Below are 26060 nucleotides of genomic sequence, written 5' to 3' on the forward strand. Positions count from 1 at the left end.
GTGAATGTCAATGGACATCCGGTTGTGTCAACCATCGCTCCGCTGAAGTATCTGGCGGAATCTATTTCTGTTGGAATTGTGATCACTCCAGCTGTCTGGTACGTCAACGAGGGAGGCATACCAGCGCTACGGGGCGTAAATATTCGTCCGGGCCGCATCGTGAAAGACGGCCTCGTTCAGATCAGCCATGATGGTCATGCGGCTAACAAGAAATCTCGCTTGCGCGCCGGTGATCTCGTAGTTGTTCGGACAGGACAAGCCGGGGCTGCGGCTGTCGTTCCTGTCGAGCTGGATGGATCCAATTGTATCGACCTCATAATCATTCGTCCCGGATGTAAGCTAGTACCTCGCTACCTTGAATATGTGCTCAACTCGGGCTATTCACGTCGGCGAATTTCTGAACAGTCCGTCGGTAGTATCCAGTCTCATTTCAACGTGGGCGCAATGAGGGATATGCCGATCCCCGTTCCCGCCCTAGAGGAGCAGCTAAGAATTGTCAAATTCCTCGACTCTGAGTGCTCCCGGCTAACTGACTCCGCCCAGGCCCTCCGCAGGCAGATTGAACTTTTGGAGTCGCGCGAAGATAGCGTTCTTCACGAGCTGACATCAGTTAATAGCGCCCCGGCCGCACGAATCAAGCATGTTGTGAGCAGGTTGACCAGTGGGCCACGAGGGTGGGGCGAATTGGTTGGCGATTCGGGTGTGCCATTTATCCGAATTGCAAATATTCCGCGACGAGGTATCGCACTATCCCTTGAGGATCTGGCTTACGTGGATCCCCCCGCGGGGTCTGAGCGAGAAAGAACCCGGACGCAGGTAGGTGATGTGCTGGTGAGCATCACTGCCGATATCGGCTCAGTCGGTGTTATCGACGCTCATACAGTTGATGGGAATGTAAGTCAGCACATCTGCCTGCTCCGTGCCCGCGAGTCGATATGCCATCCAAGATGGTTGGCGTATGCGATCAAAGCCCCTGCGGCAAACCGTGCACTCAGAATGTCCAGCTATGGTGGTGCCAAGGTGGGGCTAGGTCTGGCCGAAGTAGCAGAAACCAGCATTTCACTGCCGAATTTGAGCACTCAAGCTCATCATATCAAACTCATAGACGAGGCACTTTCATGGAATGAAGCTCTTCGCGGGCAGTTGACTAAGAAGCTCGCACTCATCTCTGAGTGGAAGCAGGCGCTGGTTGATGCAGCGGTCACCGGGCAGATCGATGTGGCGACGGCGCGGGGGGCGTGATGGGGCAGACGGTGCCGTTTCTTCGGCGGGTGCGGGTGGCCAACTACAAGAGCATCGCCTCCTGCGAGGTCACCTTTAGTCCGCTGCTGGTCCTGCTAGGCCCCAACGGCGCGGGAAAGAGTAACTTCATCGACGCGCTGCTGTTCGTGGTGGACGCGCTGGGATCGACCCCCGCCGACGCTGTGGCCAAACGGGGTGGTCTTGACGAGGTGCTCCGCCAGGTCCCCCAGCCCGCCGACCACTTCGGCATCCACCTGGAGTTCACGGTCCACCTGTACGGTGAGTCGATTTCTGCCGAGTACGGCTTCACGATCGGGCGAGACAGCACCGAACGCCGCCCGCTTGTGGTTGAAGAGGAGTACTGCGTCATCCATCGTGAACGGGATGAGGGGGCGGAGACTCGGTTCGACGTGCTGGCCGGAGTGGTCGTCGATGGAGGCGGAATCGAGCGGGATCGGCTCTACCTGCCGCTGGCCGGCACCCGAGGCGAGTTCAGCGAGGTCTACCACAGCCTGCGGGCGATGCTCTTCCACCACCTGGACGTGGATCGGATGCGGAAGATCGAGCCGGATCAGCGGCTTGGGACCCTCGGCTACGCGGGGGAGCGTCTCGGATCCGTGTTGGGGGAGCTTGCATGGAGGCACCCCGTGTTCAAGGCCCGGATTGATGACTACCTCAGGGCGATCGTTCCCGAAGCGGTGAGCGTGAACCAGCGTGTGATCGACAGCTATTCGACCGTGGAGTTGCGTACCCGGGAGGGGGAGCGCCCCTTCGGTCCGGAGGCGGTCTCCGAGGGGACGCTGCACGCGGCGGGCGTGCTGGCGGCATTGTTTCAGCCCGTCGTAGTGGATGGGGAAGCGGAGCTGGTCGCCATCGAGGAGCCAGAGACCGCCCTCCACCCGGCCGCTGCCGGAGCGCTGTTCGACGCGCTGACTGAGGCGAGCGAGCGCGTCCAGGTTGTGGTCACCACACAGAGCGCTGACCTGCTCGACCGTGACGAATTCGATCCGGCCTCCGTGCGGGTGGTGGCGATGACCGGAGGAGTTACCGTGATCGGCGAGATAGATCAGGTGAGTCGGCGTCTCGTAGAGGACAAGCGGACCACTCTTGGTGAGCTGATGCGAAGTGGCCAACTTCAGCCGGAGGTGGGTGAATGAGCTACCCGATCGCGGCAGCCTCCACCATGAACCCGCAGGCGGGCGCATGACCGCTCCGATCGCCGCATCCCCCCAGGTGACCGGCCCGATCACCATCGCCTCCGTCGTGGAGGGAGAGGGCGAAGTGTCCGCGCTCCCCGTGTTGCTGCGCAGGATCGCCGGCACACTGTCGCTCTGGAACGTCCGGATTCCCCCGCCTCGCCGCGTCCCGCGAACCAAGCTCGTCGCCCCTGGAGGCGTCGAGGATGCTGTGCTGCAGGCCTCGTACCAGGTGACCGGTGCGGGCGGAATCCTGCTGCTCATCGACTCCGACGATGATTGTCCCGCCACGCTCGGACCCGCACTCCTCGATCGGGCTCGGCGCGCACGCGGCGACAAAGAGATCTCCGTCGTGCTGGCTCATCGGGAGTTCGAGGCATGGTTCCTGGCCGCCGCGCCGTCGCTGGCCGGACACCGCGGTCTCGCAAACCCGCTTGAGCCACCGCCGAATCCAGAGACCCTTCGCGGTGCCAAGGAATGGCTTTCCGCTCGGAAGACGGATGGCACACCGTACAAACCGACCGTGGACCAGGCTCCGCTGGCCAATGCCTTCGACCTGGAGTTGGCGCGCAAGGCAGCGCCATCGTTCGACAAGTTCTGCCGAGACATCGAACGACTCTTGCGAGGTGGCTCATGACCGGCCTGCGTGCGCGGCGGAGATGGGGTTCCCTCCCGGTATGTGGACACCGGGGGGAACCCTCGTTCTTCACCCCGGCCGAGTGGGACGCGTGTAGTCGACTTCCCTTTGGGGTGGATGCATGAGCAGGGCGCACACCGAGAAGCCGTTCGAGGACGTGATCGAGAGCGCGCTGCTCAGGTCCGGCTGGGGAAAGGGCGCCTCCTCCCATTACAAGCGGGAGCTTGGGCTCGACACTAGCGAGATGTTCCCATTCATCGGCGCGACGCAGGCCGAGGAGTGGGAGGAACTGCTGCGGCGCCGGGGCGCGCGCGAGCCGTACGATCCGGGCAGAGACCCGCAGTCGGTGGAGACCGAGACCGCGATGCGGGAGTTCACCAAACTGGTCGCTCGGGAGATCGACAGCCGGGGAGCGCTGGACGTGCTCCGGCACGGCGTGAAGGACCAGGGGGTCAAGATCCGGCTGGCCTATTTCCGGCCGAGCCACACCTTGGCCGCCGACGCGCTCAAGGAGTATGACGCGAACCGGCTGACGGTCACCAGGCAGTTGCGCTACTCGGCCGACGACACGCACAAGGCCCCCGACCTGACGCTGTTCCTCAACGGCATCCCAGTCGCCACGGCCGAGCTGAAGAACCAGGGCACCGGGAGTGACGTCACCCACGCCAAGGCGCAGTATCGGAAACGCGACCCCAAAGAAGTGCTTTTCGCCCGCCGTACCCTGGTGCACTTCGCGGTCGACCAGGACATGGTTTTCATCACCACCCGCCTCGCCTCGGAGAAGACGCGGTTCCTGCCGTTCAACACGGGAAGCCGCGGACCCGGGAAGTACGGCGGGGCGGGCAACCCGCCGCTTCCCGAAGGAACCACCGGCTACCGGACGTCCTACCTGTGGGAGCAGGTATGGCAGCCCGATGCCTGGCTCGATCTGATCCATCGGTTCCTGCATGTCGAGGACGAGAGCCTGAAGAAGGGCAAGGCGCCGGTCGCCAAGCGAGGCGACGCACACCGCAAGCCGCTGATCTTCCCCCGCTACCACCAGTGGCATGCCGTACGGGCTCTGACCGAGCACGCGGCCCGGCACGGGGCGGGTGACAACTACCTGGTGGAGCACTCGGCGGGGTCCGGCAAGTCGAACTCGATCGCCTGGCTGGCCCACCGGCTGTCCTCGTTGCACACCCCTGCGGACGCCGGGTTGATCGCTCCTGAGGCTCGGGACAGGGGAGTCGGGCCGAACGAGCCGGTCTTCGACAAGGTCATCGTGATGACCGACCGGCGGGTGCTGGACAAGCAACTGCAGGACACGATCCACCAGTTCGACCATGTGCTCGGCGTGGTGGAGCGGATCGACGAGGACTCCGAGCAGCTCGCCCGCGCTCTCATCGGGCAGACCGCGCGGATCGTCATCACCACGCTGCAGAAGTTCACGTTCGTCCAGGAGAAGGTGGCCGCGCTCAATGACCGGCGTTACGCGATCATCGTCGATGAGGCGCACTCGTCGCAGTCGGGGGAGTCGGCCGACGCGGTGAAGCGGCTGCTCGGCAGCGGCAACGGCGACGACGAGGCGGACGCGCTGACCGCCGCGGCGGCGAAGCGGGGACGTCATCCCAACCTATCGTACTTCGCGTTCACCGCGACGCCCAAGGACAAGACGCTCAACCTCTTCGGCATCCCGTCGGATGAGGTGGACGAGCACGGAGAGCGGGTCCGCAAGCCGTTCCACACCTACTCGATGCGGCAGGCCATCGAAGAGCGCTTCATCCTTGATGTGCTCGGCAACTACAGCACGTACGACACCTACTTCCGGCTGCGCAACGCCGCTCTCGAGGCCGAGGTCGAAGCCGACCCGAACGTGGACGCCCGCAAGGCCAAGGCGGCGCTGGTCCGCGCGGTCAAACTGAATCCCGCCGCGCTCGACCAGCAGGCACAGATCATCGTCGACCATTTTCGCGAGCACATCATGCACCGGCTGGCCGGGCGGGCCAAGGCGATGGTCGTGACCGGCAGCCGCAAGCATGCCGTACGGCTCTATCAGGCGATCCGCGCCTACGTGGACAAGCGGGAGTTCACCGACTGCGGTGCCCTGGTCGCTTTCTCCGGGGTGCTCACCCTTGACGAGAACGACTACATCGAAGGGAAGCTCAACGGGTTCTCCGACCGGGAGACGCCGGCCAAGTTCGGCTACGTGAAGGCCGACGACCCGCACGCCGCCACCCGTGACCAGGCCGAATATCGCATCCTGGTCGTGGCGGACAAATACCAGACCGGATTCGACCAGCCGCTTCTGACCGCGATGTACGTCGACAAGAAGCTGGAGGGGGTGGCAGCGGTCCAGACCCTGTCCAGGCTGAACCGCACCCACCCGCTGAAGCGGCAGGAAGACGTCTTCGTTCTCGACTTCGCCAACGACGCGGAACAGATCCAGAAGTCGTTCCAGCGTTACTACGAGGAGGCCAACGCCCAGCCGGCCGACCCCAACCTGCTCTATGCCAAGGAACACGAGCTCAGGGGCTATCAGCTGCTGGACGACAGCGAAATCGAGGCGTTCGCCCTAGTGCAGTTGGAAGCGGAGAGTCCGCAGGCCACTAGGGCGCAGATCGAGAAGGCGCACGCCCAGCTCAACCGGCTCACCGAGCCCGCGAGAGATCGCTACCTCCACGTCGAGGAGACGGACCCGGAGGCGGCCGAAGGGTTCCGTAAGGCGCTCGACCAGCTCGTCCGCGCCTACAGCTATCTCTCCCAGGTCGCCGGCTATCCCGATCGCGAGCTGGAGGCGCTCTACCGCTTCGCCCGATACCTCGCCAACCGCATCAGGCCGGACGCCGGGGCCGGTGTCGACATCGGCCCCGTAGACCTCACCCACCTGCGGATCGTCCGATCCGGCCAACAGGACGTGAGCCTCGAACCCCAGGGCGCGCAGCTGCTGCCCGGCTTCTCCGTCGAAGGGGGCGGGGGCGGGCAGGACGATGAGGAGGTGCCGCTTTCCCAGGTCATCGCCGAGATCAACAACAGGCATGGCTGGAACCTCGACACTGGTGACCAGGTCTGGTTCGGCCAGCAGGTCGTCGCCCTCGCAGAGAATGAGGCGATCCAGCAGGCGGGTCTCGTCCTCGACGATCTCGACAAGTTCGGCCAGGTCTTCGACAAGCACCTGCGCCGGGTGGTCGGGGAGCGAGCGGAGGCCAACGACACCCTGGTGAAGCGGTTCTTCGGTGAGGACCCGGAGTTCAAGGAAGTGTTCACTCAGGTGGCGAGGAAGCAGGCCTACGACCTGATCCGCCGTCCGGCTCGCAGGGAAGCCGAACGAAGGCTCCGCCAGACGGGCGGAATGTCAGCTAATACCAAGTCGGAGGGGTAATGTCCCGCTTGCCGTAGCTTGATCGCGGCTGTCACGCTGGCGGCTATGACCGATCTCACCAGGGCCCGCCTGATCGCTGATCGGTATCGGCTCCACCAGCCGATCGGTCAGGGCGGCATGGGCGAGGTGTGGGCGGCCTACGACCCCGTGCTGGACCGCCGCGTTGCCGTCAAGCTGATGAAGGAACCGCATGTCCTCTCCGGCGATCGGGAGACCGCGCGCAAGAGGTTCCTGCGTGAGGTAAAAACAGCCGCGAGCCTCAGCTGCGTGGGGATTCCGGCTGTTCACGACGCCGGAGAGGACCGCGACAGTGGGCAGCTCTACGTCGTCATGGAGTTGCTCACTGGGGCCGAGGTCCACGACCTCATCGGTGAACAGGACTATGGGGACGATCCGCCGTCGATCGCCTGGGCGGCGGCGATCGCGGCGCAGGTCGCGGCGACCCTCGCCGAGGTGCACCAGGTCTCCGTGGTTCACCGGGACATCAAGCCGCGCAACCTGTACGTCACGAACGGCGGCGTGGTCAAGGTACTGGACTTCGGCATCGCCGCCCTGCTCGACGGGGGAGACGGCGCCAGGCTGACCATGGTCGGGCAGACCATCGGCACACCGCCCTACATGTCCCCTGAGCAGTGCCTTTCCAGCGGCCTGGGTTCCGCAACCGATGTGTACGCACTGGGGTGCGTGCTGCACGAGCTTCTCACCGGTGAGCTCGTCTTCGAGCCGGACGCCTCCATCAGATACAACCACGTGCACACCCAGCCGCCCGCGGTCACCACGCTCCGCGCGGACGTCCCTTCGCCCATCGAGACGCTCATCTTGCGGATGCTCGCGAAGAACTCCGACGACCGCCCTGACGCCGAGTCCGTCTACGATGCGCTCCTGCCGTACGTGAGAGCGGACGGGGCGCAAGCCGTACGCCCGGAGTTCGATCCCACGCGGCCCTTCACCAAGCCCCTGGCGGCGGTGCCGCGCAGAAGGCCGGAACCGCTGCCCGTGTCTCACAAACCTCTGCCGGTCGAGGAGGCCGACGAGATCAGGGAGCGGGCCGCTCGGTTGGCGAAGGCCGAGCAGTTCGCCGAGGCCACCGACCTTCTGGCGGAGGCGATCGCCAGAGCCGGGCACGATCGAGGGCTCGCGGCAGATCTACGGCTCGGCCTCGCGGGCGTGCTCTTCGCCGCCGGATCCTACCGGCGCGCGCTGGGCGAGTTCGAAGCCGCCGGAGCAGCGCTCACCGCTCTGTACGGGGACGGCGACATGGACGTGCTCGAATGTCGCTACTACGCCGCCAACTGCAGATCTCTCCTGGGGGAGGACACTGCCGCGCTGGCGGCGTTCCAGGACCTGCTGCCGGAGTGGCTCCTGGTCGTGGACGAGCACGATCCGCGAACTGAAGAGATCCATCTCCAGGTCGGCGTGCTCCTGGCCCGGACGCGGCGTTTCCTCGAGGCACGAGCCGCATTCGAGGAGATCCGGGACGAGCGGGCCGAGCGTTTCGGGGATCATTCACCCGAGGTGGTTGAGATCGACGGGTATATCGCTCGCCTCGATCAATACGACGAGTAGAAGGGCGGGTCAGGGCCAGGCGAGGAGCTGGAACCAGACCGACTTGCCGTACGGGGTGGGAGCCCAGCCCCAGCGGTGGGAGAACGCCTGGACGATCGCGAGCCCCCGGCCGTACGCGTCGAGTGAGCCGGCCGCGCGAGGCCGGGGGAGTGCCGGGCAGGGGTCGTGGACGTCCACGACGAGCAGGGAGTCCTCCCGGCTGACGGTGACGCGGATCGTGCTCGCCGCCGAGGTGCCGGTGACGCCGTGGGTGAGCGCGTTGGTGACGAGTTCCGACGCCAGGAGTTCGGCGACCTCCGGGACGTCCTCGGCCGCGTTCCAGTCGGCCGCCACGTCCTTGACGAACCGCCGAGCCGAGGCGACGCACCGGATGTCGCGCGGCAGCCGTTTCTCGGCGAGGACGAGCGTCGGCCGGTCCGGCCTGTAGCGGTATTCGGTCAGCACCCTGCGGGCCACGACTGCCTCTGTCATCGCTGTTCTCCTGATGTCGGAAATCCACATCCAGGCTGTCGAGTTCTGGCTACTGTGAGTATCGATTTCGTTACCAAGGCCGACATTTGAAGGCTGCGTCCCTGTCGTTGAACCGAGGTGGGAGGCCATGGTGGACAGCTATGCGCCGCAGGCGATATGGGGCAGGGAACTGCGCCACTATCGGCAGGCGGTGGGCCTGACGCAGGCGCAACTCGCCCAGAAGGTGCACTTCAGCGAGTCCCTGATCAGCGGTATCGAGACCGGTCACCTTCCGGCCAGCCCGGAGTTCGCGCAGTGCTGCGACGAGGCGTTGTCCACCGGTGGGGCGCTGCTCCGCCTACTCGACTGGCGCAAGGGCCAGGTGTTCCCCTCCTGGTTCGGCAAGTGGCGCGACAAGGAGCAGGTCGCCACCACGCTGCGGACCTACCAGCCGCTCCTGGTGCCCGGCCTGCTGCAGACCGAGGCGTACGCGCGGACGGTTTTGCGGGGGAGCGAGGAAGCGGTGGCGGCTCGCCTGAACCGGCAGGGCATCCTCACCCGCGAGGACCCGCAGCCGCCGATCTTTCGGTGCGTCCTGGACGAGGCGGTGCTGTACCGTCCGATCGGCGGCCCGGCAGTCATGCGCGAACAGCTCGAACACCTGGTCGCGGTGGTCGGCTCCCGGCTGAGCGTGCAGGTTGTCCCACACGGGATGCATTCGGGGTTGCTCGGAGGGTTTGTCATCGCGACTCTGGAGGGCGGAAGTGATGTGCTGTACGCGGAGACCGCCGTCCGCGGCATCACCACAAGTGACGTGGAGGATGTCGCAGCGGCGATCGAGCGGTTCGAGGCTATCCGCACCGAGGCGCTTCCGCTGACCATGTCCCTCGAACTGATCAGGAAGGCGATGGAGGACAGATGGACCTGAGCACCGCCCGCTGGCGCAAGTCGAGCTTCTCCGGCGACAACGGCGGCGACTGCGTCGAGGTGGCGGAGGTCGACGGAGGACCTGATCACAAGAGCGGCCGGTTGATCGCCCTCCGCGACTCGAAGGACCCTGACGGGCCCGCGTTGTTCTTCACCCCCGAGGAGTGGAAGGCATTCGTCCTCGGCGTCCAGGCCGGCGAATTCGAGCCGAACTCCTGAGCTCACACCCACTCAGTATGGGTCGTGTCCCGCTCGGCGGGGTTCTTGAACGGAAAAGCGTTCGGGCCGGCCCGAGTGGGGCCGGCCTGAACGGTCGTGATCAGCGCAGGTCGAACCGGTCGAGGTTCATGACCTTGTCCCACGCCTTGACGAAGTCGGTCACGAACTTCTCCTTGGCGTCGTCGCTCGCGTAGACCTCCGCGACCGCGCGCAGCTCGGAGTTGGCGCCGAAGACGAGGTCGGCGCGGGTGCCGGTCCACTTGACCTCGCCCGTGGCGGCGTCGCGGCCCTCGAACGCGGTCTGGTCCTCGGACGTCGACTTCCACTCCGTGCCCAGGTCGAGCAGGTTGACGAAGAAGTCGTTGGTCAGCACGCCGGGGGTCTCGGTGAGGACGCCCAGCTTCGACTGCTGGTGGTTGGCGCCCAGGACGCGCAGGCCGCCGACGAGGACCGTCATCTCGGGGGCGCTGAGGTTCAGCAGGTTCGCCCGGTCGATCAGAAGGTACTCGGCGGGCAGCCGGTTGCCCTTCCCGTAGTAGTTGCGGAAGCCGTCCGCGCTCGGCTCGATCGCGGCGAACGACTCGACGTCCGTCTGCTCCTGCGACGCGTCCACGCGGCCCGGCGCGAAGGGCACCTCGACGTCGAAACCGGCGTCCTTGGCGGCCTTCTCGACGGCGGCGCATCCGGCCAGCACGATCAGGTCGGCCAGCGAGACCTGCTTGTCACCGCTCTGGGCGTTGAACTCCCGCTGGACGCCCTCCAGGGCGCTCAGCACCGTCGCGAGCTGGTCGGGGTCGTTGACCTCCCACCCGCTCTGCGGCTGGAGGCGGATGCGGCCGCCGTTCGCGCCGCCGCGCTTGTCGCTGCCGCGGAAGGACGCGGCCGCCGCCCAGGCGGTGGACACCAGCTGCGACACCGGCAGGCCGGTGGCGAGGATCCGCTCCTTGAGGGAGGCGATGTCCGCGGCCTCGACCAGCTCGTACGTCCGCTCGGGGAGCGGGTCCTGCCACAGCAGCACCTCGGACGGGACCTCCGGGCCGAGGTAACGCACGACCGGGCCCATGTCGCGATGGGTCAGCTTGTACCACGCCCGGGCGAAGGCGTCCGCGAACTCGTCGGGGTTCTCCAGGAAGCGCCGCGAGATCTGCTCGTAGATCGGGTCGAACCGGAGCGCGAGGTCGGTCGTGAGCATCTTCGGCGCCTGGCGCTTCGACGGGTCGTGGGCGTCGGGGACGGTGCCCTCGCCGGCGCCGTCCTTCGGCTTCCACTGGTTGGCGCCGGCGGGGCTCTTGGTCAGCTCCCACTCGTAGCCGAACAGGACCTCGAAGAAGCTGTTGTCCCACGTGGTCGGGGTGGGCGTCCAGGTGACCTCGAGGCCGCTGGTGATCGTGTCGCCGCCCTTGCCGGTGCCGTACGTGTTCCTCCAGCCGAGACCCTGCTGCTCGATCGGGGCGGCCTCGGGGTCGACCTCCACGTGGTCGGCCGGGCCGGCGCCGTGGGTCTTGCCGAAGGTGTGGCCTCCCGCGATCAGCGCGACCGTCTCCTCGTCGTTCATCGCCATCCGGCGGAACGTCTCACGGATGTCGCGGGCCGCGGCGAGCGGGTCGGGGTTGCCGTTCGGGCCCTCCGGGTTGACGTAGATGAGGCCCATCTGCACCGCGGCGAGGGGGTTCTCCAGCTCCCGGTCGCCGGTGTAGCGCTCGTCGCCGAGCCAGGTGGTCTCGGGACCCCAGTAGACGTCCTCCTCGGACTCCCACACGTCCGCACGGCCGCCCGCGTAGCCGAAGGTCTTGAAGCCCATCGACTCCAGCGCGACGTTGCCGGCGAGGATCATGAGGTCGGCCCAGGAGATGTTCTTGCCGTACTTCTTCTTGACCGGCCACAGCAGGCGGCGGGCCTTGTCGAGGTTGGCGTTGTCGGGCCAGCTGTTGAGCGGGGCGAAACGCTGCTGACCCGCGCCGGCGCCGCCGCGGCCGTCGCTGATGCGGTAGGTGCCCGCGCTGTGCCAGGCCATCCGGATGATGAGCGGGCCGTAGTGGCCGAAGTCGGCCGGCCACCAGTCCTGCGAGGTGGTCAGCACCTCGGCGATGTCCCGCTTCACGGCCGGGAGGTCGAGGGAGTTGAACGCCGCGGCGTAGTCGAACTCCTCGCCGAGGGGGTTGGCCACGGCGGGGTTCTTGGCGAGGATCCTCAGGTTGAGCCGCTCCGGCCACCACTGGCGGTTGCCGCCGCCCTGGGTGGGGTGCAGGGCGCGCTCGTGCGCGACCGGGCAGCCGCCGCCCTCGCCCTCCGTCTTCGGGTCGACAACGATCGCGTCATGGTTCTCAGTCATGGAAATCCTTCTGAATCAGCGGATCATGGGGCTCAGGAGCTGCGTGCGCTGGAACAGCCGGGGCACAGGCCCCAGTAGATGACCTCGGCCTCGTCGATGGCGAAGCCGTGGTCGTCGGAAGAGGTCAGGCAGGGGGCCTCGCCGACCGCGCAGTCGACGTCCGCGACGACACCGCAGGACCGGCACACGAGGTGGTGATGGTTGTCACCGACGCGCCCCTCGAATCTGGCCGGGCTGCCGGCCGGTTCGATGCGACGGATGAGGCCCGCCGAGGTGAGCGCGTGGAGGGCCTCGTAGACGGCCTGGAGAGAGATGTGGCCGACGCGGTCGCGGACCCCTGACGCGATCGTCTCGACGTCGAGATGGTCACCGTGCCGGACCGTCTCCAGCAGTGCGACGCGCGCGGCCGTCACCCGCAGGCCGGCACCGCGCAGCTCCTCGGCGGCGGTCGGAGTCCTGGGTGCGGTCATGACGCCAACCTATCTCCCTAAACATGAACAGTTCAAGTCATCGAATCGTCCAAGTTTGTGACATTAAGGGTAATGTTCGGCCCAAGAGGCGCGGCGTCGAGCCATACGTGCTGCTCACGGACCTCTGTGCCGAGTAGCGGACGTCCCTGTGGCGGGTCACGCCGCTGATCTATGGACCAATCCGGCCATACGGGCCGCGACGATCGGCTCGATGGATCGGTTATCCACAGAGCGGCGTTCGGGTGGGACGCGTGCCGCGGAAATGGCGCAGGCTGTGCACGCGGCGATCGGAGGAGCGGCCGGCGCGGTGTGCGGCCGTTCCTCCGGCACTTCCCGCGGCAGATCGCGGCCGTTCACGCGGTCCGCGTACGCAGCACCCTTCGAGGAGGAGCCATGCGTCTCACCTATCCCGTGCCCGCGCAGACCTCGTCGGTCTTCGTCGTGGTCACCGACCGTACGCCGGCCGACCTGTCGTCGGTCGTGCCCTGGCGGATGGGCCCGGCCCATCGGCGGAGCGCGAGGGAGGCGCTCGGAACCGCCCGGCTGGAGCTGGCGGAGTTCCGTTCGGCACGGTCTCCCTGGCGGCGGATGGACCTGGGCCGCGACGATCTGAAACGGGTACGGCGTGCTCGTCACCACGTGGTGGTGACGAGCACGGCCCCCGTCGGGGAACAACCCGAGGCCGCGCAGGTCGCCCGGGCGGCCGCGCGCGGAATCGCGGAGGCCTGCCACGGCACGCTGTACGACCCGCTCGTCGGCGGGGCGGTCTACCACTGCGCCGAGTGCCCGGGGGAGCGCGAGGACTTCGATCTCGGTGACGACTGGCTGGGCTGGAGGTTGTCGTGCGCGGAATCCGCGGCCGGATGCGCGCTCGACGCCGGTGGCGCTGCCGATCCCGGCGACGGCACGGATCAGGGCACGGGTGAGGGCGCGGGCGACGGCGTCTGTCCGGGTGCCGATGGTGACGCGGGCGCGGGCGGATGCGCCTGTCTCGTCGCCGTGTCGCGAGGGCTGCGACGCTTCGGGCTTCCGGAGATCACGCTGACCGGGCTCGCCTGCGTGCACAGCCTCTGCGCGGTCACCGCGCTGCGGACCGCCGCCGAAGCGCTGCTGGAGGGTCACCTCACCTGGCTCTCGACGAGTCCTGCGGCGCCCTTCCGGAGCATCGATCAGCGCCTGCGCGTGGCCGGGGCCGAATACGCGCTCGTCTCGGCCGGGTGGGACGAGGCAGGCGGGCGGCGGCAACCGCCAGTGGTGGCCGGGGCCGAGTCCGACGCCTCGCTCGGCGGGCCGGGCCACGGCGGCCTTCTGCGTGTGCGGCTCGCCTCGGAGGCCGCGGCCTGTTCCTGCCTCAGGCCCGGGCGGTCGGGCGGTCAGGACAGCGGTCGGGACAAGGGGAACCGCCATCCGCACCACACGCCCGGCCTGCTGGTGGCCTGACATGTGGAGCGCGCCGGGCCGGCCGGGGCATGCGACCACCGAGTGGGCGCGGTCAGCCGGGCCGGACCGGTTGCGGTTCCTCCGTGGCCCGGCTGTCGAAGGCCGCCCGCGCGGCCTCGATCTCGCCGACGTGCGTCTCCGACCACACCCGGATGCCCTCCATGAGCACGACCAGGCTGTGCCCGAGGTCGCTCAGTTCGTACTCCACCCGGGGAGGAATCGTGGGATACATGGTCCGGACGACCATCCCGTCGCGCTCCATGGCGCGCAGCGTCTGGGTGAGGCTCTTCTGGGTGATCCCGTCGAGCTTGCGCCGCAGCGCCCCGAATCTGACCGGGCCGTCGCGCAGGGCGTCCACGAGCAGGCAGGTCCACTTGTTCGCGATGCTGTCCAGGACCTTCCGGGAGGCGCAGTCGCGCAGGTACGCGTCTGCCGCGCCCCGGGGAAGCAGTCGTGACATGGTTTCCACGAGGTACCTATATACCGGAAAGGTGCCTTCTTTCCACGGGATACGGGGTCGTCCACGCTTGATCGCGATGAGGGGGCCGGCCACGCAGGTCGGCCCCCGGCCGATCCGGCAGTGAGGAGAAGACGATGAGAGCAGTCACGCAGTCGGCCTTCGGGGAGCCGTCCGTCCTGCGGGTGACCGAGGTGGACCGGCCCGAGCCGGGCCCGGGGCAGGTCCTGGTCAGAGTGGAGGCGGCGGCGTACAACCCCGTCGACGCCGCGGTCCGGGCGGGAGCCTTCCCCCTGCTCGGCGACCCGCCGTTCACCGTGGGCTGGGACGTGGCGGGCGTGGTCGAGGAGGCCGGGCCGGGCGTGTCCGCCTACGCTCCGGGAGACGAGGTGCTCGGGCTGCTCGGCTTCCCCGCGGCCGGCAACGCGTACGCGGAGTACGTGCTCGCCTCGCACAACGAGATCGTCCGCAGGCCGGCCGGGCTGACGGCCCCGCAGGCGGCGGGGCTGCCGCTGGCCGGTCTCACCGCGTGGCAGGCGCTGGTCGGCATCGCCCGGATCAAGGAGGGCGACCGGGTGCTCGTCCACCGCGCCGCCGGGGGAGTGGGTCACCTCGCGGTCCAGATCGCCAAGGCGCGCGGGGCGTACGTCCTCGGCACCGCCCGGGCGGACAAGCACGAGTTCCTGCGTGGTCTGGGTGCCGACGCCTTGATCGATTACACCGCGGAGGACTTCGTGACGGCCGCCCGGCCGGTTGACGTGGTCTTCGATCTGGTGGGCGGTGAGTACGGACAGCGCTCCGCGGCCACCCTGAAACCGGGAGGCCTGCTGGTCTCGGCAGTGGGCGGAAACCCGGGCATCACCCCGCAGGAGGCGGCCGCGCTCGGCGTCCGGCTTCAGATCGTCTCCGTGCGTCCCTCGGCGCCCGATCTGGCGGAGCTGACCGCACTCGTCGAGGCGGGCCGGCTCACGGTCCACGTGGATCTGGCCGTGCCCCTGGCCGAGGCGGCGAGGGCCCACGAGCAGGGACAGGCCGGCAGGACCACGGGAAAGATCGTGCTGGTGCCCTGACGCCTGGTGACCGGCGCGGTGCCGGGGTGGGAACATCAGGGCGGTTTTCGTACGTCTGTGAGATGTGATTCCTTTTGGTGCCATCGACGACGAGATCCGTGACGCGAGGGACCGCGCCCGCCGCCGGGATCAGCTCATGCGGCAGCGTGCGACTCTCCTGACCCAGATCGAGGAGGTCCGTGGCGTCCTGGCGGACCTGGAACGGCAGCTCGCCAAGGAGGACCGGGACGTCGCCAAGCTGGAGCAGGGCGGCTTCGCCGGCTTCCTGGCAGGTCTGACCGGGAACAAGGAGGAGCGCCTCGCCCGGGAACGGGCCGAGGCGGTGGCGGCCCGCCAGCGGGTCGGCGGCCAGCGGTCCCGCCTGGAGTGGCTCAGCGGTGACCTGCGCACCACGGACCAGTCGCTCGCGGAGCTCGGCAACCCCCACCACGAGCTGGAGGTGCTGCTCGCGCGGAAGGAACGGATGCTGGTCGAGTCGGGCGACCCGCGCGGGCGGGAGCTCTCCGACGTCGCCGCGCGGCTCGCGAACGTGGCCGCGGACCTGCGCGAGCACGAGGAGGCGCGGCAGGCGGGGGCGGCCGCGGGCCAGGCGGTCGGCTACGTCCTGCGGCATCTCGGGGGCGCGCGGGGCGCCTCGACCTGGGACATGTTCAGCGGCGGCGGCTTCGCCGACATGGTCGAGCACGGGCACCTGCGTCAGGCCGACGAGGCGGCCTGGCACGCGCAGGGCGCGCTCGACCGGTTCTCGCGGGAGCTCGCCGACATCGGCGTCGCCGCCGCGCCCCAGTTGCCGAAGGTCGACACCCGCTGGTTCGCCGACGTCTTCTTCGACAACATCATCACCGACGCCATCAAGCACCAGCGGATCGCGCGTACGGGGGAGGCGGTGCGGGAGGTGGCCGAATGGGTGGGGGGAATGGTCAACGAACTGTCCGCCCGGTGCGGTCACCTGGCGCGGGAGCAGGAGTCCCTCGCCCGCCGCCGCGAGGAGCTGCTGAGCTCCTGACGCCCGCGCTCCCGATCGCTGCGCGCCCGGTCGTGGCGCGTCGTGCGAAGCCGGGACGATTGGCGCACACCGGGAAACGGGCGCGGGGCGAGGAGCGGCGGTCCGACCGGCTTCCCGGGCCCGCACACGGATGCGAGCATGCTCGGGTGAGCGAAGGAGGAACGGAGATGACCGGAAGTGTCACGGCGGTGAGCCGCAGCGCGACCCACACCTTCAGCAAGGCGCCTCTGGACTCGGTCAGGCTGCTGGCCGGCCTGGGCGTCGAGGGGGACGCCCACTCCGGGACCACGGTCAAGCACCGGTCGAGGGTGGCCCGCGATCCGGACCAGCCGAACCTCCGCCAGGTGCATCTCGTCCACGCCGAACTGCACGACGAGTTGCGTGACGCGGGCTTTGCCGTACGGGCGGGGGACATGGGGGAGAACGTCACGACCAGGGGCGTGGACCTGCTCGGGCTGCCCACCGGGACGCGGCTGCACCTCGGCGAGTCGGCCGTCGTGGAGGTGACCGGCCTGCGCAACCCCTGCGGCCAGCTCAACGGCTTCCAGGACGGGCTGATGAAGGCCGTGCTGGACCGGGACGAGGAGGGCAACCTGGTGCGCAAGGCCGGGATCATGGGTGTCGTCGTGACGGGCGGCGAGGTCCGGCCGGGCGACCCGATCCGCGTCGAGCTGCCCGCCGGTCCCCACCACCCGCTCCAGCCGGTCTGACGCCTCCGGCTCGCCCGCCGGCCTAAGCGAGTGCTGACACCCTGCGGCATCGCCGGGCCCCGCCATCACCGGAGCCGCCCGGCGGAGGCCGGCCGGTCAGAGGATGTCGGCGAAGCGGCCGACCTGGTCCGGGTCGCGCCCGTGGCAGTACAGCATGACCTCGTCGGCGCCGAGGTCCTCGAACCGCGCGATCGCCTCGCGGATCTCGGCCGGGGTGGTGCGCATTCCGGCGACCATGTGGTCGGCCGCCTCCGTGAACCGGTAGTAGACGGCCATGGCCCGGCGCGCCTCGTCGATCACGTCCTCGGGCCCGAGCGCGGCGTTGATCTGGGCGACCATGCGCGGGGCGCCGTCCCGCCCGTGCTCCCGCCACGCCGTACGGACGGTCTCGAACAGCGGGCCGGCCCAGGAGGGCGCGGCGGCGCAGAGGAAGCCGTCACCCCAGCGGCCGACCCGCCGGAGGGCGGCGGGCTTGAACCCGCCGAAAAGGATCTCCGGGCCACCCGGACGGGCGGGCGCCGGGCCGATGGGACCGGCCCCCTCCCCGTACGGCTCACCGGCCCAGACGCGGCGCAGGACGGCCATCTGCGCGTCGAGACGGCGGCCCCGGGTGCGGATGTCGGTGCCGGCGGCGAGGTGGTCGTCCTCGCGGCCGCCGACGCCCAGCCCGAGGACCAGGCGCCCGCCGGTGAGGCGGTCGAGGGTCGCGGCCTGCTTGGCGAGGAGGGCGGTCTCGCGCAGCGGCGCGAGGAGCACCTCGGTCTGCACGCGTACGCGGGAGGTGGCGCCGGCGAGGACGGCGAGGGCGACCAGCGGCTCGGGATTGTCGAAGACCAGACGGTCCAGCAGTCCGAGGGTGGTGAAGGGACCGGCGTCGGCGCGCCGGGCCCAGTCGAGCAGGGATTCGGGATCGGTGACGGGCAGGCCGAGACCCACGTTCATGAGTTGCCTCCGAAAGGGCGTGCGGACAGAACGTGCTGCCCTCTCAGGGCCTTCGCGATACGCTCCCCGTTCTGCGGCGTACTTCTGGGGAGTGCCCGGTTCAGAGTGGCCCGACCTTACGACGTACGCGGTCCGCCGGGCAACCGCATTCCCCCTGACGCCCGTCGTCGTCCTTCACCGCGCCGTGGCCGCGCCGGGAGACGGGCGCGGCCCGCGCCGTGAGCCGTACGGCTGATCAGTGGCCGGGCTCGTCGTGATCGTGGTCGTGATCGTGGTCGTCTTCGTCTTCCAGCATGCCGTCCGACGGCTCGACCCCGAGCATCGCCTCCCGCGGTTCGACCTCGGTGACGTGCTCGACCAGGCCGAGCACGTGATCGGGCTCGATCAGCCACTGCAGGGCCGCCGCGCCCGTCTCGTCGGAGTTGACCAGTTCGATCTGCTCCTGCCGCTCGGCGTCGTCCAGTTCGGCCTGGGGGTCGCGGATCTCGGCGAGCGCCGCCGCCTGCAGCGCGTCCACGTCGAGGACCTCGACCACCAGGTCGACGGTGAGCCGCAGATAGCGACCGGTGTCCGTTCCATCGCTCATGGTGGTGATCCTATCGGTGGGCCGTCACGGCAGCTTCCAGTCGACCGGTGTTCCGCCCTGCTGCTCCAGAAGGGCGTTGGCACGGCTGAACGGACGGGAGCCGAAGAACCCGCTGCGGGCCGACAGCGGACTCGGGTGGGCCGACTCGACGCACGGCACCTGCCCGAGCAGGGGGCGCAGATTGCGGGCGTCACGGCCCCACAGGATCGCGACGAGCGGGCCGCCGCGCTCGACCAGGGCGGTGATCGCCCGCTCGGTCACCTCTTCCCAGCCCTTGCCCCGGTGCGAGGCGGGCTTGCCCGGCATCACGGTCAGCACCCTGTTGAGCAGGAGCACGCCCTGCTCGGTCCAGGGGGTGAGGTCGCCGTTCGACGGCAGGGGATGACCGAGGTCGGCCGTGTACTCCTTGTAGATGTTGACCAGGCTGCCCGGCAGCGGCCGCACGTCAGGGGCCACGGAGAAGCTCAGGCCGACGGGGTGGCCGGGGGTGGGGTAGGGGTCCTGGCCGACGATCAGCACCCGGACCTCGCTCAGCGGCTGCCGGAAGGCGCGGAGCACGTTGTCCCCCGCCGGGAGGTACTGCCTGCCTTCCGCGATCTCCTGCCGGAGGAAGTCGCCCATGGCGGCGATGCGCCCGGCCACGGGTTCGAGGGCCTCGGCCCATCCGGTTTCCACGAGTTCCTGCAACGGACGTCCTGACATGTCCGCGGACTCTATCGGCTTTTCCGGCCCCGTACGGCCCGGCGGCGGAAAGATCGGATGCCCGCCTACCCCCGTGAAGCGGGCATCCGACGTTCTTCTCGTACAGCCTGCCACAGATGGGACGTTTCCCCGGTATGCCGATCTGATGCGGAGGTTCCGGAGGCCCCGGAAGGGGCCTCCGGCCGGCCTTATTTGACCGAACCCGCGAGCATGCCCTGCACGAAGTACCTCTGGAAGGCGAAGAACAGCACCAGCGGGACGAGGAGCGACAGGAACGCACCCGGCGCGAGGATGTCCACGTTCGTGCCGAACTGCCGCATCTGGGATTGCAGTGCCTTCGTCATCGGCTGGTTGTCGGTGTCGGCGAACACCAACGCGACGAGCAGGTCGTTCCACACCCACAGGAACTGGAAGATGCCGAGCGACGCGATCGCGGGCTTGGCCAGCGGGAACACCACGGTGACGAAGATCCGCCACTCCGGCGCGCCGTCCATCCGCGCCGCCTCCAGCAGTTCCCGCGGGATGCCCGCGAAGAAGTTGCGCAGCAGGAAGATGGCGAACGGCAGGCCGAAGGCCACGTGGAACAGCACCACCCCGAGGATCGAGCCGAAGATCCCCAGGAGACCGTACAACTTCGCGATGGGGATCAGCGCGATCTGCACGGGCACGACCAGCAGGGCGATGACCACGAGGAACACCGTGTCCCTGCCGGGGAACTCGATCCAGGCGAAGGCGTACGCCGCCATGGCGGCGATGCCGATCACCAGCAGGGTCGCGGGCACCGTGATCAGCACGGTGTTCCAGAACGACGAGCCGAAGCCCGACGCGAGCAGGTTGGAGTAGTTCTCGACGGTGAGCTGGGCCGGCTTGGTGAACAGCGTCCACCAGCCCGACGAGTTGTTGTCGGTCTCGCCGCGCAGCGACACGACGAGCAGGCCCAGGGTCGGGAGCAGCCAGAACAGCGCGACCAGGATCAGGAAGACCTGGACCAGGCCGCCGCCCAGGCGGTCGGCGACGCGGGACACCACCCCGCGCCGGATCGAGGAGGCGGGGTTCGGCTCGATGGCCGGCTCGGCCAGGGTCGTCATCGCTCGTCCCTCCTGAACCGGCGGATGTTGAAGATCATGAAGGGCACCACCAGCAGGAGCAGGAAGATCGACAGCGCGCTTCCCATGCCCTGGTTGCCGCCGCCGCCGAACGAGACCCGCCACATCTCCAGCGCGATCACGTTGGCCTGCGGCTGCACCGAGCCGGGCGCGATGATGAACACCAGGTCGAAGACCTTCAGCACGTTGATGATCATCGTGACGAAGACGACCAGCAGGACCGGCGCGAGCAGGGGGACGGTGATCCTGCGGAACACCTGCCATTCGGTGGCGCCGTCGATGCGGGCCGCCTCCAGGGCGTCGCGCGGGATCGCCGAAAGGCCCGCGGCGATGAGCACCATCGCGAAGCCGGCCCACACCCAGATGTACGCGCCGATGATCGCGGGAGTGATCAGCGACGGGCCCAGCCAGGTGATGCCGTTGAAGGGCGCGGTGAAGTTCGACTGCGGCAGCCGTACGTCGTAGGACCCGGCGGGCAGTCCGGCGAAGCGGAACGTGCCGTCGGCGGCCGTCTCGGTCGTCGCCTTGACCACCCCGCCGGAGACCGCCTCGACCGTCACGCCGGCCAAGCCCTTCTCCTGCGGGTCGACCTGGTTGAGCGTGCCTCCGCCGCCGCGTACGACGTCGAGCCACACGGTGCCGCTCAGGCCGTCTCCGCCGGTGGCGGCCTTGGCGGGCGCGGCGTCCTTGACCACGTCCTGGGTCAGGCCGACGAGCGGGATCAGCACCGGGGTCCCCGGCCGCGCCGGCTGCCGGGTCACCACCGCGCCGCCCTGCGCGACCGCGGGCGCCTGGTCGTTGTCCCGGGGCCGGGCGCCGGGATAGCCGGCGCTCGCGGAGAACGTGTCGTGGACGGTGGTGATGATGGCGTTGGCGACGCCCTTGTCCGGGTCCTGCTCGTAGACGAGGCGGAAGATGACGCCCGCGGCGAGCAGGGAGACGGCCATCGGCATGAACAGCACGAGCTTGAACGCCGTCGACCACCGGATGCGCTCGGTGAGCACCGCGAGATCAGGCCGAGCGCGGTGACGATGACGGGGGCCACCACGACCCAGATGATGTTGTTCCTGATCGTGGTGAGCGTCCCGGAGTCGGTGAAGATCGAGATGTAGTTGCGCAGCCCGACGAAGGTGCCGCCGGTCGCGTCGTACAGGCTGCGCCAGATCGAGTAGATCAGCGGATAGATCATCCACGCGGCGAGCAGCAGCACCGCGGGCAGCAGGAACATCACCGCCAGCCGCGGCGACGGTCCCAGCCGCGCGGGCGGGGACGTCGCCGTGCCGGTCGTGGCGACGGCGCCGGGCGGGGCGGCGGTCGGGAAGCCCGCCGCCGCGGGGCCCGCGGGCGGCTCGTCCGGCGCGGCCTCGGCCGTCCCCAGGCGCGCGGACGGCTCCGCCGGGGCCGGGTCGGCGGAGCCCTGGACGGACTCCGCGGGGGTGTCGTGCGGTCCGGAGGAGGCCCCGGCGGCGGAGTCGTCGCCGCCGGAGGCCTGCGGGCCGTCCAACCGTTCGGTCACGGCCGTCCCCCCTCTACTTCTTGAAGGCCTTGGCGGCGTCGGCCTCGAGCTTCTCCTGCGCGCCCTTCACGTCGGAGGGGTTGCGGAGGAAGTCCTGCAGGTCCTTCCACTCGCCCTTGCCGTCGGTGCCGCCGAAGGCGCTGGGGGCGAGGTCGGACATGTCGTACCGCACCGACTCACCGGCCGAGATGATCGTCTGGGCGAGCTGCTTGGTGAGGTCGTCGGGGTAGTTGTCGGGGGAGACGTTGCGGTTGGGGGAGAGGTAACCGGGCTGCTTGGCCCAGACCTCGCCGCCCTCCTTGCTGGCCAGGAACTCGAGCAGCGCCATCGCGCCCTTGGTGTCCTTCATCGCCACACCGACGTCACCGCCGAGGACGACGGGTGCGGTGTCGCCCGCCTTGGGGAACGGCATGATCTTGGCGTCCTCGCCGACCTTCGCGCCCGACTGCCCGACGGAGGCGGCGACGAAGTCGGCCTCGATGACCATCGCGGCCTTCTTCTGGCCGTACACCTGGGTGACGCAGGTCGGGAAGTCGGTCTGCAGCGCGCCGGACGAGCCGCCGAGCATGAACTCCTTCTTGCCGAAGATCTGCGCCATCTTCTCCAGGGCCGTCTTGACCGAGGCGTCGGTCCACGGGATCTCGTGCTTGGCCAGCTTGTCGTAGTTCTCCGGGCCGGCGGAGGAGAGGTAGACGTTCTCGAACAGGTCGGTGAGCGTCCAGCCGGAGGCCGCGCACAGGGCGAACGGCGCGACGCCCGAGTCGCTCAGCGTCTGCGCGTTCTTGATGAGGTCGTCCCAGGTGGACGCGGGCTGCGCCCCGGCGTCGTCGAAGGCGCCCTGGCGGTACCAGATGAGCGACTTGTGCGCCGCCTTGACGAGCACGCCGTAGACCTCGCCCTTGGCCGAGCCGAGATCCTTCCAGTACGGCGTGTAGTTCTGGTCGATCTGCGCCTGCACCTCGGGGCTCAGCGGCTTCAGCGCGTTCTCGTCGGCGTACTGCTGCACCAGGCCCGGCTGGGGCAGGATCGCGACGTCCGGAGGGTTGCCGCCCTCGATGCGGGGGCCGAGGTAGGCGCCGGTGTCCTCGCCGGTGGAGGCGTAGGTGACGGTGGCGCCGGTCTTCTCCTCGAACGCCTTCAGCACCTTCTCGAAGTTGGCCTGCTCGTCACCGGTCCACTTCGCGGCGATCTCGATCTTCTCTCCCGCCAGGGGCTTGTCGCCTCCGGCGGCCGAGGGGGCGCCCGAGGCCGCCGGCGCGCTGCCGGAGCCGGTGTCGCCGCCGGAGTCGCTGCCGCACGCCGCGGCGGCGGCGAGAGCGAGGCACGCGACCATGATGGGGGGAAGTTTCCGCATATCTATCCTCCGGGCTGGATGACCTCGCCGAGCCCCTGTTTCAGGTCGGCGACGGTCTCGTCTACGGGTTTGGCGAGTGCGAGAGCGCCGGACACGGCGCTGGAGATGACCAGGCTGACCTGGTTGTAACCGGCGGTGACCGGCCTGGGCCGCGCCGAGAGGATGGCCTCCTTGAGCACGGGCAGGTAGGGGAACCGCCTGATGAGCTCCGGGTCCTCGTACAGGTCCGCCCAGACCGGGGGGAACGACCCCTCGGTGAGGACGAGCCGTTCGTTGTCCCGGCCGGTGAAGTAGCGGATGAAGTCGAGGGCCGACTTCTGCCGCTTGGAGAACGCGCTGACGGCGAGGTTGTAGCCGCCGAGCGAGCTGGACCCGGGCCCGTTCAGGCCGGGCAGGCGGGTGACCGCGAACTTCCCGGCGAGCGGGGAGTGGGTGGCCGGTCCGTACGCGTGGGGCCAGTTGCGGGCGAACAGCAGCCGCCCCTCCTGGAAGGCGAGCCGCGACTCCTCCTCCTTGTACGTCAGCGCCTCGCGGGGGATCCACCCCTCCTTGACGCCGCCGACCAGGAAGCCGAGCGCGGCCCGCGCGCTGCCGAGGTCCATCGTGACCGTGCGGGCGTCCGGGCTGAGGATGGACCCGCCCGCCGACTGGACGGCCTCGGCGAAGTTGACGGTCAGCCCCTCGTACGGCAGGAACTGCCCGGCGTACCCCCCGATGTGATACTTCGCGCCCAGGCGCCTGGCCTGGTCGCGCAGCTCCGCCCAGGTCCTGGGCGGCTTGAGGTGCTCCTTCTTCAGGATGTCGGACCGGTAGTAGAGCAACCCGGCGTTGCTCGTGTACGGCGCCGCCCACAGCCGGTCGCGGTGGATCGCGGTGTCCGCGACCCCTCCGAGCAGTTTGTCGAGGGGGAACAGGCTGCGGTCGAGGGGCACGATCCACCCGGCGTCGGCGAACTCGGCGGTCCACATCACGTCGAGCGCGAGCACGTCGTACACGTCGTTGCGGGCCTGCAGGTTCGCCACCATCTGGGCGCGCTGCTCGTCGGACGCCTCGGGCAGTTCGAGCAGCGTGACCCGCTCGTCCGGGTGGCCCTGGTTCCACCGGTCCAGCAGCGGGCGGAGGTAGGCGGTGGTGTCGCGGCCGATCGCGAGGGTGATCGGCCCGGTGCCGCCGGTGCCGGTCGTGGGGCCGGCTCCGGTGTCCGTGAGCCCCGCGCATCCGGCCACCAGGAAGGCGGCCAGGACGGCGACGGCTCGGCGAACCATATGGCCTCCGCGTGAAAAAACGGTTACATACGTGTTAGGTAGGTGCATGCATGTTATGCATAGCGATAATGTGACCGTCAACGGATGGGCGGGTAACGCTCCGGTAACTGCTGACGGTCTGGGGGTGGGCGCGTGCGGCAGGCGCTGCTGGCGCTCCTGGCGAAGGAACCTGCCCATGGGTACGAGCTCAAACAGGCACTTGAGACGATTTTCGGCATCGCCTATCCCTCGCCCAACATCGGCCAGATCTACGTGACGCTGGGCCGGCTGGAGAAGGACGGGTACGTCCGCGCGGTCGACGTGGAGCAGGCCAACCGGCCGAACAAGAAGGTCTACTACATCACCGCGGCCGGGCGGGAGGCGCTGGAGACCTGGGTGGACGAGCCCACCGAGGGCCCCCGGGTCCGCGACGAGTTCTTCATGAAGCTCGTGCTCGCCCCGCTGACGGGACTGGCCGACCGCATGGCCCTGGTGAACCGGCAGCGCCGGCACTACCTTTCGCTCATGAGAGACCTGGGCGAGCTGGCCGAGCTGGCCGAGCGGACCGATCCGGCCAACCGCGCGGCCCTCCTGCTCATCGAGGGCGCGATGCTCCACCTGCAGGCCGACCTCGACTGGCTGGAGCGCTGCCAGGAGGAGCTGCAGTGATCCCGCGGCCGGGCGCGCCCAATCACGATCCGGTGCGGCGCGACGCGGGCGAGGCGGCGGCGCGGCGCGGTTAGGGTGGGCGGTATGTCGGACACACCCGTCGTCCGGGTGGTCAACCTGGTCAAGATTTACCAGACCGGCGGGCTGCCCGTGCCGGCCGTACGCGGGGTCGACCTGACGGTGGAGGCGGGGGAGTTCGTCGCGGTCACCGGGCCGTCCGGATCGGGCAAGTCCACCCTGATCCACATGATCGGCGGCCTGGACACGCGGACCAGCGGCGAGATCTGGCTGGACGGCAGGCGGGCGGACACGCTGTCGGAGAGCGGCTGGGCGGTGCTGCGCCGGGAGCAGATCGGGTTCGTCTTCCAGTTCTTCAACCTCGTCGGCAACATGACCGTGGCCGACAACGTCGAGCTTCCCGCGCTGCTCGGCGGCGCCTCGCCCCGGCACGCCCGCGAGCGGCGCGAGTACCTCCTCGGCGAGCTGGGCCTGGCCGACCGGGCGGACGCCGCGCCCGCGCAGCTCAGCGGGGGCGAGCAGCAGCGGGTGGCGCTGGCCCGCGCGCTCGCCAACCAGCCCCGGCTGCTGCTCGCGGACGAGCCCACGGGCAACCTCGACAGCCGCAACACCCGCGACGTGCTGCGCCTGCTCGGGCGCGTGCACCGCCAGGGGCAGACGATCGTGCTGGTCACCCATGACGCGCGCGTCGCGAGCATGGCCGACCGCGTCGTCAGCCTGCTCGACGGCCAGATCGTCGACGACGGCGCCATCCCCCGCGTGCGCCGGCGGCCGCCCGGCGGGGCCGGGGACGTCGTCGAACTCCGGAGCTGAACCGGATGCGCTCCGGGCAGCCACGAGACG

23 protein-coding genes and 1 pseudogene are annotated in these 26060 nt (G+C 69.0%); 13 read left to right on the plus strand and 11 right to left on the minus strand.

Translation table 11 applies throughout. The annotated features are described in order from the left end of the window. Positions 1 to 24 precede the first annotated feature (24 nt). From HHX40_RS25860 to HHX40_RS25880, 5 genes are all read left to right on the plus strand, one after another. The gene (locus HHX40_RS25860) at positions 25 to 1242 is read left to right on the plus strand and encodes a restriction endonuclease subunit S (RefSeq protein ID WP_182882682.1); all 1218 of its coding nucleotides are present in this window, start codon (positions 25 to 27) and stop codon (positions 1240 to 1242) included. After that, positions 1242 to 2399 carry an AAA family ATPase gene (locus HHX40_RS25865; protein ID WP_182882683.1) on the plus strand — a complete coding sequence of 386 codons (1158 nt, stop codon included), beginning with the start codon at positions 1242 to 1244 and terminating at the stop codon, positions 2397 to 2399. The genes HHX40_RS25860 and HHX40_RS25865 overlap by 1 nt, the downstream gene beginning before the upstream one ends. Positions 2400 to 2445: 46 nt before the next feature. Further along, the gene (locus HHX40_RS25870; protein ID WP_220499588.1) at positions 2446 to 3075 is read left to right on the plus strand and encodes a DUF4276 family protein; all 630 of its coding nucleotides are present in this window, start codon (positions 2446 to 2448) and stop codon (positions 3073 to 3075) included. Positions 3076 to 3196: 121 nt separating this feature from the next. After that, entirely contained in the window at positions 3197 to 6433 is a 3237-nt protein-coding gene (locus tag HHX40_RS25875; protein WP_182882684.1) for a type I restriction endonuclease subunit R, read from the plus strand. A gap of 45 nt (positions 6434 to 6478) precedes the next feature. Next, positions 6479 to 7999 carry a serine/threonine-protein kinase gene (locus HHX40_RS25880; protein WP_182882685.1) on the plus strand — a complete coding sequence of 507 codons (1521 nt, stop codon included), beginning with the start codon at positions 6479 to 6481 and terminating at the stop codon, positions 7997 to 7999. A gap of 9 nt (positions 8000 to 8008) precedes the next feature. Here HHX40_RS25880 and HHX40_RS25885 read toward each other — a convergent pair whose 3' ends face one another. Continuing rightward, on the minus strand, positions 8009 to 8470 hold the full coding sequence (locus HHX40_RS25885) for an ATP-binding protein (RefSeq protein ID WP_182882686.1): 462 nt from the start codon (positions 8468 to 8470) through the stop codon (positions 8009 to 8011). A gap of 127 nt (positions 8471 to 8597) precedes the next feature. Between HHX40_RS25885 and HHX40_RS25890 the strand changes: the two genes are divergently transcribed. Together HHX40_RS25890 and HHX40_RS25895 are read left to right on the plus strand one after the other, a co-directional pair. Continuing rightward, a complete protein-coding gene (locus HHX40_RS25890) occupies positions 8598 to 9377 on the plus strand; it encodes a helix-turn-helix domain-containing protein (RefSeq protein ID WP_182882687.1) in 780 nt (259 codons plus the stop codon). Next, complete coding sequence (locus HHX40_RS25895; RefSeq protein ID WP_182882688.1) at positions 9368 to 9595, plus strand: DUF397 domain-containing protein; 228 nt, start codon at positions 9368 to 9370, stop codon at positions 9593 to 9595. Before HHX40_RS25890 ends, HHX40_RS25895 begins: the two co-directional genes overlap by 10 nt. A 100-nt stretch (positions 9596 to 9695) precedes the next feature. Here the strand turns inward: HHX40_RS25895 and katG are convergent, their stop codons facing one another. Further along, complete coding sequence (katG, locus tag HHX40_RS25900) at positions 9696 to 11927, minus strand: catalase/peroxidase HPI (protein WP_182882689.1); 2232 nt, start codon at positions 11925 to 11927, stop codon at positions 9696 to 9698. Positions 11928 to 11959: 32 nt separating this feature from the next. Continuing rightward, on the minus strand, positions 11960 to 12397 hold the full coding sequence (locus tag HHX40_RS25905; protein WP_138462226.1) for a Fur family transcriptional regulator: 438 nt from the start codon (positions 12395 to 12397) through the stop codon (positions 11960 to 11962). Between the two features lie 393 nt (positions 12398 to 12790). On the opposite strand from HHX40_RS25905, the gene HHX40_RS25910 reads away from it, so the two are divergent. Next, positions 12791 to 13837, plus strand: coding sequence for a hypothetical protein (locus tag HHX40_RS25910; protein ID WP_182882690.1), 1047 nt, complete (start codon positions 12791 to 12793; stop codon positions 13835 to 13837). A gap of 52 nt (positions 13838 to 13889) precedes the next feature. Here the strand turns inward: HHX40_RS25910 and HHX40_RS25915 are convergent, their stop codons facing one another. Then, complete coding sequence (locus HHX40_RS25915; protein WP_182882691.1) at positions 13890 to 14297, minus strand: winged helix-turn-helix transcriptional regulator; 408 nt, start codon at positions 14295 to 14297, stop codon at positions 13890 to 13892. A 134-nt stretch (positions 14298 to 14431) separates the two neighbouring features. Between HHX40_RS25915 and HHX40_RS25920 the strand changes: the two genes are divergently transcribed. From HHX40_RS25920 to HHX40_RS25930, 3 genes are all read left to right on the plus strand, one after another. Next, positions 14432 to 15364 carry an NADP-dependent oxidoreductase gene (locus HHX40_RS25920; protein WP_182882692.1) on the plus strand — a complete coding sequence of 311 codons (933 nt, stop codon included), beginning with the start codon at positions 14432 to 14434 and terminating at the stop codon, positions 15362 to 15364. Positions 15365 to 15500: 136 nt separating this feature from the next. After that, complete coding sequence (locus HHX40_RS25925; RefSeq protein ID WP_182882693.1) at positions 15501 to 16370, plus strand: hypothetical protein; 870 nt, start codon at positions 15501 to 15503, stop codon at positions 16368 to 16370. Between the two features lie 167 nt (positions 16371 to 16537). Further along, a complete protein-coding gene (locus HHX40_RS25930) occupies positions 16538 to 17080 on the plus strand; it encodes an MOSC domain-containing protein (RefSeq protein ID WP_182876692.1) in 543 nt (180 codons plus the stop codon). 96 nt (positions 17081 to 17176) lie between these two features. On the opposite strand, the gene HHX40_RS25935 is transcribed toward HHX40_RS25930, so the two are convergent. From HHX40_RS25935 to HHX40_RS25965, 7 genes and pseudogenes are all read right to left on the minus strand, one after another. Then, the gene (locus HHX40_RS25935) at positions 17177 to 18022 is read right to left on the minus strand and encodes an LLM class flavin-dependent oxidoreductase (protein ID WP_182882694.1); all 846 of its coding nucleotides are present in this window, start codon (positions 18020 to 18022) and stop codon (positions 17177 to 17179) included. Positions 18023 to 18257: 235 nt separating this feature from the next. Next, positions 18258 to 18608 carry a hypothetical protein gene (locus HHX40_RS25940; RefSeq protein WP_117409984.1) on the minus strand — a complete coding sequence of 117 codons (351 nt, stop codon included), beginning with the start codon at positions 18606 to 18608 and terminating at the stop codon, positions 18258 to 18260. A gap of 24 nt (positions 18609 to 18632) precedes the next feature. Beyond that, complete coding sequence (locus tag HHX40_RS25945) at positions 18633 to 19310, minus strand: uracil-DNA glycosylase (RefSeq protein ID WP_117409985.1); 678 nt, start codon at positions 19308 to 19310, stop codon at positions 18633 to 18635. A gap of 188 nt (positions 19311 to 19498) precedes the next feature. Beyond that, the gene (locus HHX40_RS25950) at positions 19499 to 20398 is read right to left on the minus strand and encodes a carbohydrate ABC transporter permease (protein ID WP_117409986.1); all 900 of its coding nucleotides are present in this window, start codon (positions 20396 to 20398) and stop codon (positions 19499 to 19501) included. Continuing rightward, a pseudogene (locus HHX40_RS25955) lies at positions 20395 to 21644 on the minus strand (ABC transporter permease subunit). Before HHX40_RS25955 ends, HHX40_RS25950 begins: the two are co-directional and overlap by 4 nt. Before the next feature lie 301 nt (positions 21645 to 21945). Further along, complete coding sequence (locus HHX40_RS25960) at positions 21946 to 23286, minus strand: ABC transporter substrate-binding protein (protein ID WP_182882695.1); 1341 nt, start codon at positions 23284 to 23286, stop codon at positions 21946 to 21948. Positions 23287 to 23288: 2 nt separating this feature from the next. Next, positions 23289 to 24551 (minus strand): ABC transporter substrate-binding protein, encoded by a 1263-nt coding sequence (locus HHX40_RS25965; protein ID WP_182882696.1) that lies wholly within the window; start codon positions 24549 to 24551, stop codon positions 23289 to 23291. Positions 24552 to 24683: 132 nt separating this feature from the next. Here HHX40_RS25965 and HHX40_RS25970 point away from each other — a divergent pair, with 132 nt between their 5' ends. Both HHX40_RS25970 and HHX40_RS25975 read left to right on the plus strand, forming a co-directional pair. Next, positions 24684 to 25199 carry a PadR family transcriptional regulator gene (locus HHX40_RS25970; protein ID WP_138462220.1) on the plus strand — a complete coding sequence of 172 codons (516 nt, stop codon included), beginning with the start codon at positions 24684 to 24686 and terminating at the stop codon, positions 25197 to 25199. A gap of 84 nt (positions 25200 to 25283) precedes the next feature. Further along, on the plus strand, positions 25284 to 26030 hold the full coding sequence (locus tag HHX40_RS25975; RefSeq protein WP_117410234.1) for an ABC transporter ATP-binding protein: 747 nt from the start codon (positions 25284 to 25286) through the stop codon (positions 26028 to 26030). The last annotated feature ends 30 nt before the right edge of the window (positions 26031 to 26060 follow it).

This window comes from Microbispora sp. H10949, assembly GCF_014161435.1.
Taxonomy (GTDB): Bacteria; Actinomycetota; Actinomycetes; order Streptosporangiales; family Streptosporangiaceae; genus Microbispora; species Microbispora triticiradicis.

What these genes read in the sequence shown, in the direction of transcription:
- HHX40_RS25865 (WP_182882683.1), top strand. Translation starts at nt 1,242, where the DNA reads ATGGGGCAGACGGTGCCGTTTCTTCGGCGGGTGCGGGTGGCCAACTAC.
- HHX40_RS25870 (WP_220499588.1), top strand. Translation starts at nt 2,446, where the DNA reads ATGACCGCTCCGATCGCCGCATCCCCCCAGGTGACCGGCCCGATCACC.
- HHX40_RS25875 (WP_182882684.1), top strand. Translation starts at nt 3,197, where the DNA reads ATGAGCAGGGCGCACACCGAGAAGCCGTTCGAGGACGTGATCGAGAGC.
- HHX40_RS25880 (WP_182882685.1), top strand. Translation starts at nt 6,479, where the DNA reads ATGACCGATCTCACCAGGGCCCGCCTGATCGCTGATCGGTATCGGCTC.
- HHX40_RS25885 (WP_182882686.1), bottom strand. Translation starts at nt 8,470, where the DNA reads ATGACAGAGGCAGTCGTGGCCCGCAGGGTGCTGACCGAATACCGCTAC.
- HHX40_RS25890 (WP_182882687.1), top strand. Translation starts at nt 8,598, where the DNA reads ATGGTGGACAGCTATGCGCCGCAGGCGATATGGGGCAGGGAACTGCGC.
- HHX40_RS25895 (WP_182882688.1), top strand. Translation starts at nt 9,368, where the DNA reads ATGGACCTGAGCACCGCCCGCTGGCGCAAGTCGAGCTTCTCCGGCGAC.
- katG (WP_182882689.1), bottom strand. Translation starts at nt 11,927, where the DNA reads ATGACTGAGAACCATGACGCGATCGTTGTCGACCCGAAGACGGAGGGC.
- HHX40_RS25905 (WP_138462226.1), bottom strand. Translation starts at nt 12,397, where the DNA reads ATGACCGCACCCAGGACTCCGACCGCCGCCGAGGAGCTGCGCGGTGCC.
- HHX40_RS25910 (WP_182882690.1), top strand. Translation starts at nt 12,791, where the DNA reads ATGCGTCTCACCTATCCCGTGCCCGCGCAGACCTCGTCGGTCTTCGTC.
- HHX40_RS25915 (WP_182882691.1), bottom strand. Translation starts at nt 14,297, where the DNA reads ATGTCACGACTGCTTCCCCGGGGCGCGGCAGACGCGTACCTGCGCGAC.
- HHX40_RS25920 (WP_182882692.1), top strand. Translation starts at nt 14,432, where the DNA reads ATGAGAGCAGTCACGCAGTCGGCCTTCGGGGAGCCGTCCGTCCTGCGG.
- HHX40_RS25925 (WP_182882693.1), top strand. Translation starts at nt 15,501, where the DNA reads ATGCGGCAGCGTGCGACTCTCCTGACCCAGATCGAGGAGGTCCGTGGC.
- HHX40_RS25930 (WP_182876692.1), top strand. Translation starts at nt 16,538, where the DNA reads ATGACCGGAAGTGTCACGGCGGTGAGCCGCAGCGCGACCCACACCTTC.
- HHX40_RS25935 (WP_182882694.1), bottom strand. Translation starts at nt 18,022, where the DNA reads ATGAACGTGGGTCTCGGCCTGCCCGTCACCGATCCCGAATCCCTGCTC.
- HHX40_RS25940 (WP_117409984.1), bottom strand. Translation starts at nt 18,608, where the DNA reads ATGAGCGATGGAACGGACACCGGTCGCTATCTGCGGCTCACCGTCGAC.
- HHX40_RS25945 (WP_117409985.1), bottom strand. Translation starts at nt 19,310, where the DNA reads ATGTCAGGACGTCCGTTGCAGGAACTCGTGGAAACCGGATGGGCCGAG.
- HHX40_RS25950 (WP_117409986.1), bottom strand. Translation starts at nt 20,398, where the DNA reads ATGACGACCCTGGCCGAGCCGGCCATCGAGCCGAACCCCGCCTCCTCG.
- HHX40_RS25960 (WP_182882695.1), bottom strand. Translation starts at nt 23,286, where the DNA reads ATGCGGAAACTTCCCCCCATCATGGTCGCGTGCCTCGCTCTCGCCGCC.
- HHX40_RS25965 (WP_182882696.1), bottom strand. Translation starts at nt 24,551, where the DNA reads ATGGTTCGCCGAGCCGTCGCCGTCCTGGCCGCCTTCCTGGTGGCCGGA.
- HHX40_RS25975 (WP_117410234.1), top strand. Translation starts at nt 25,284, where the DNA reads ATGTCGGACACACCCGTCGTCCGGGTGGTCAACCTGGTCAAGATTTAC.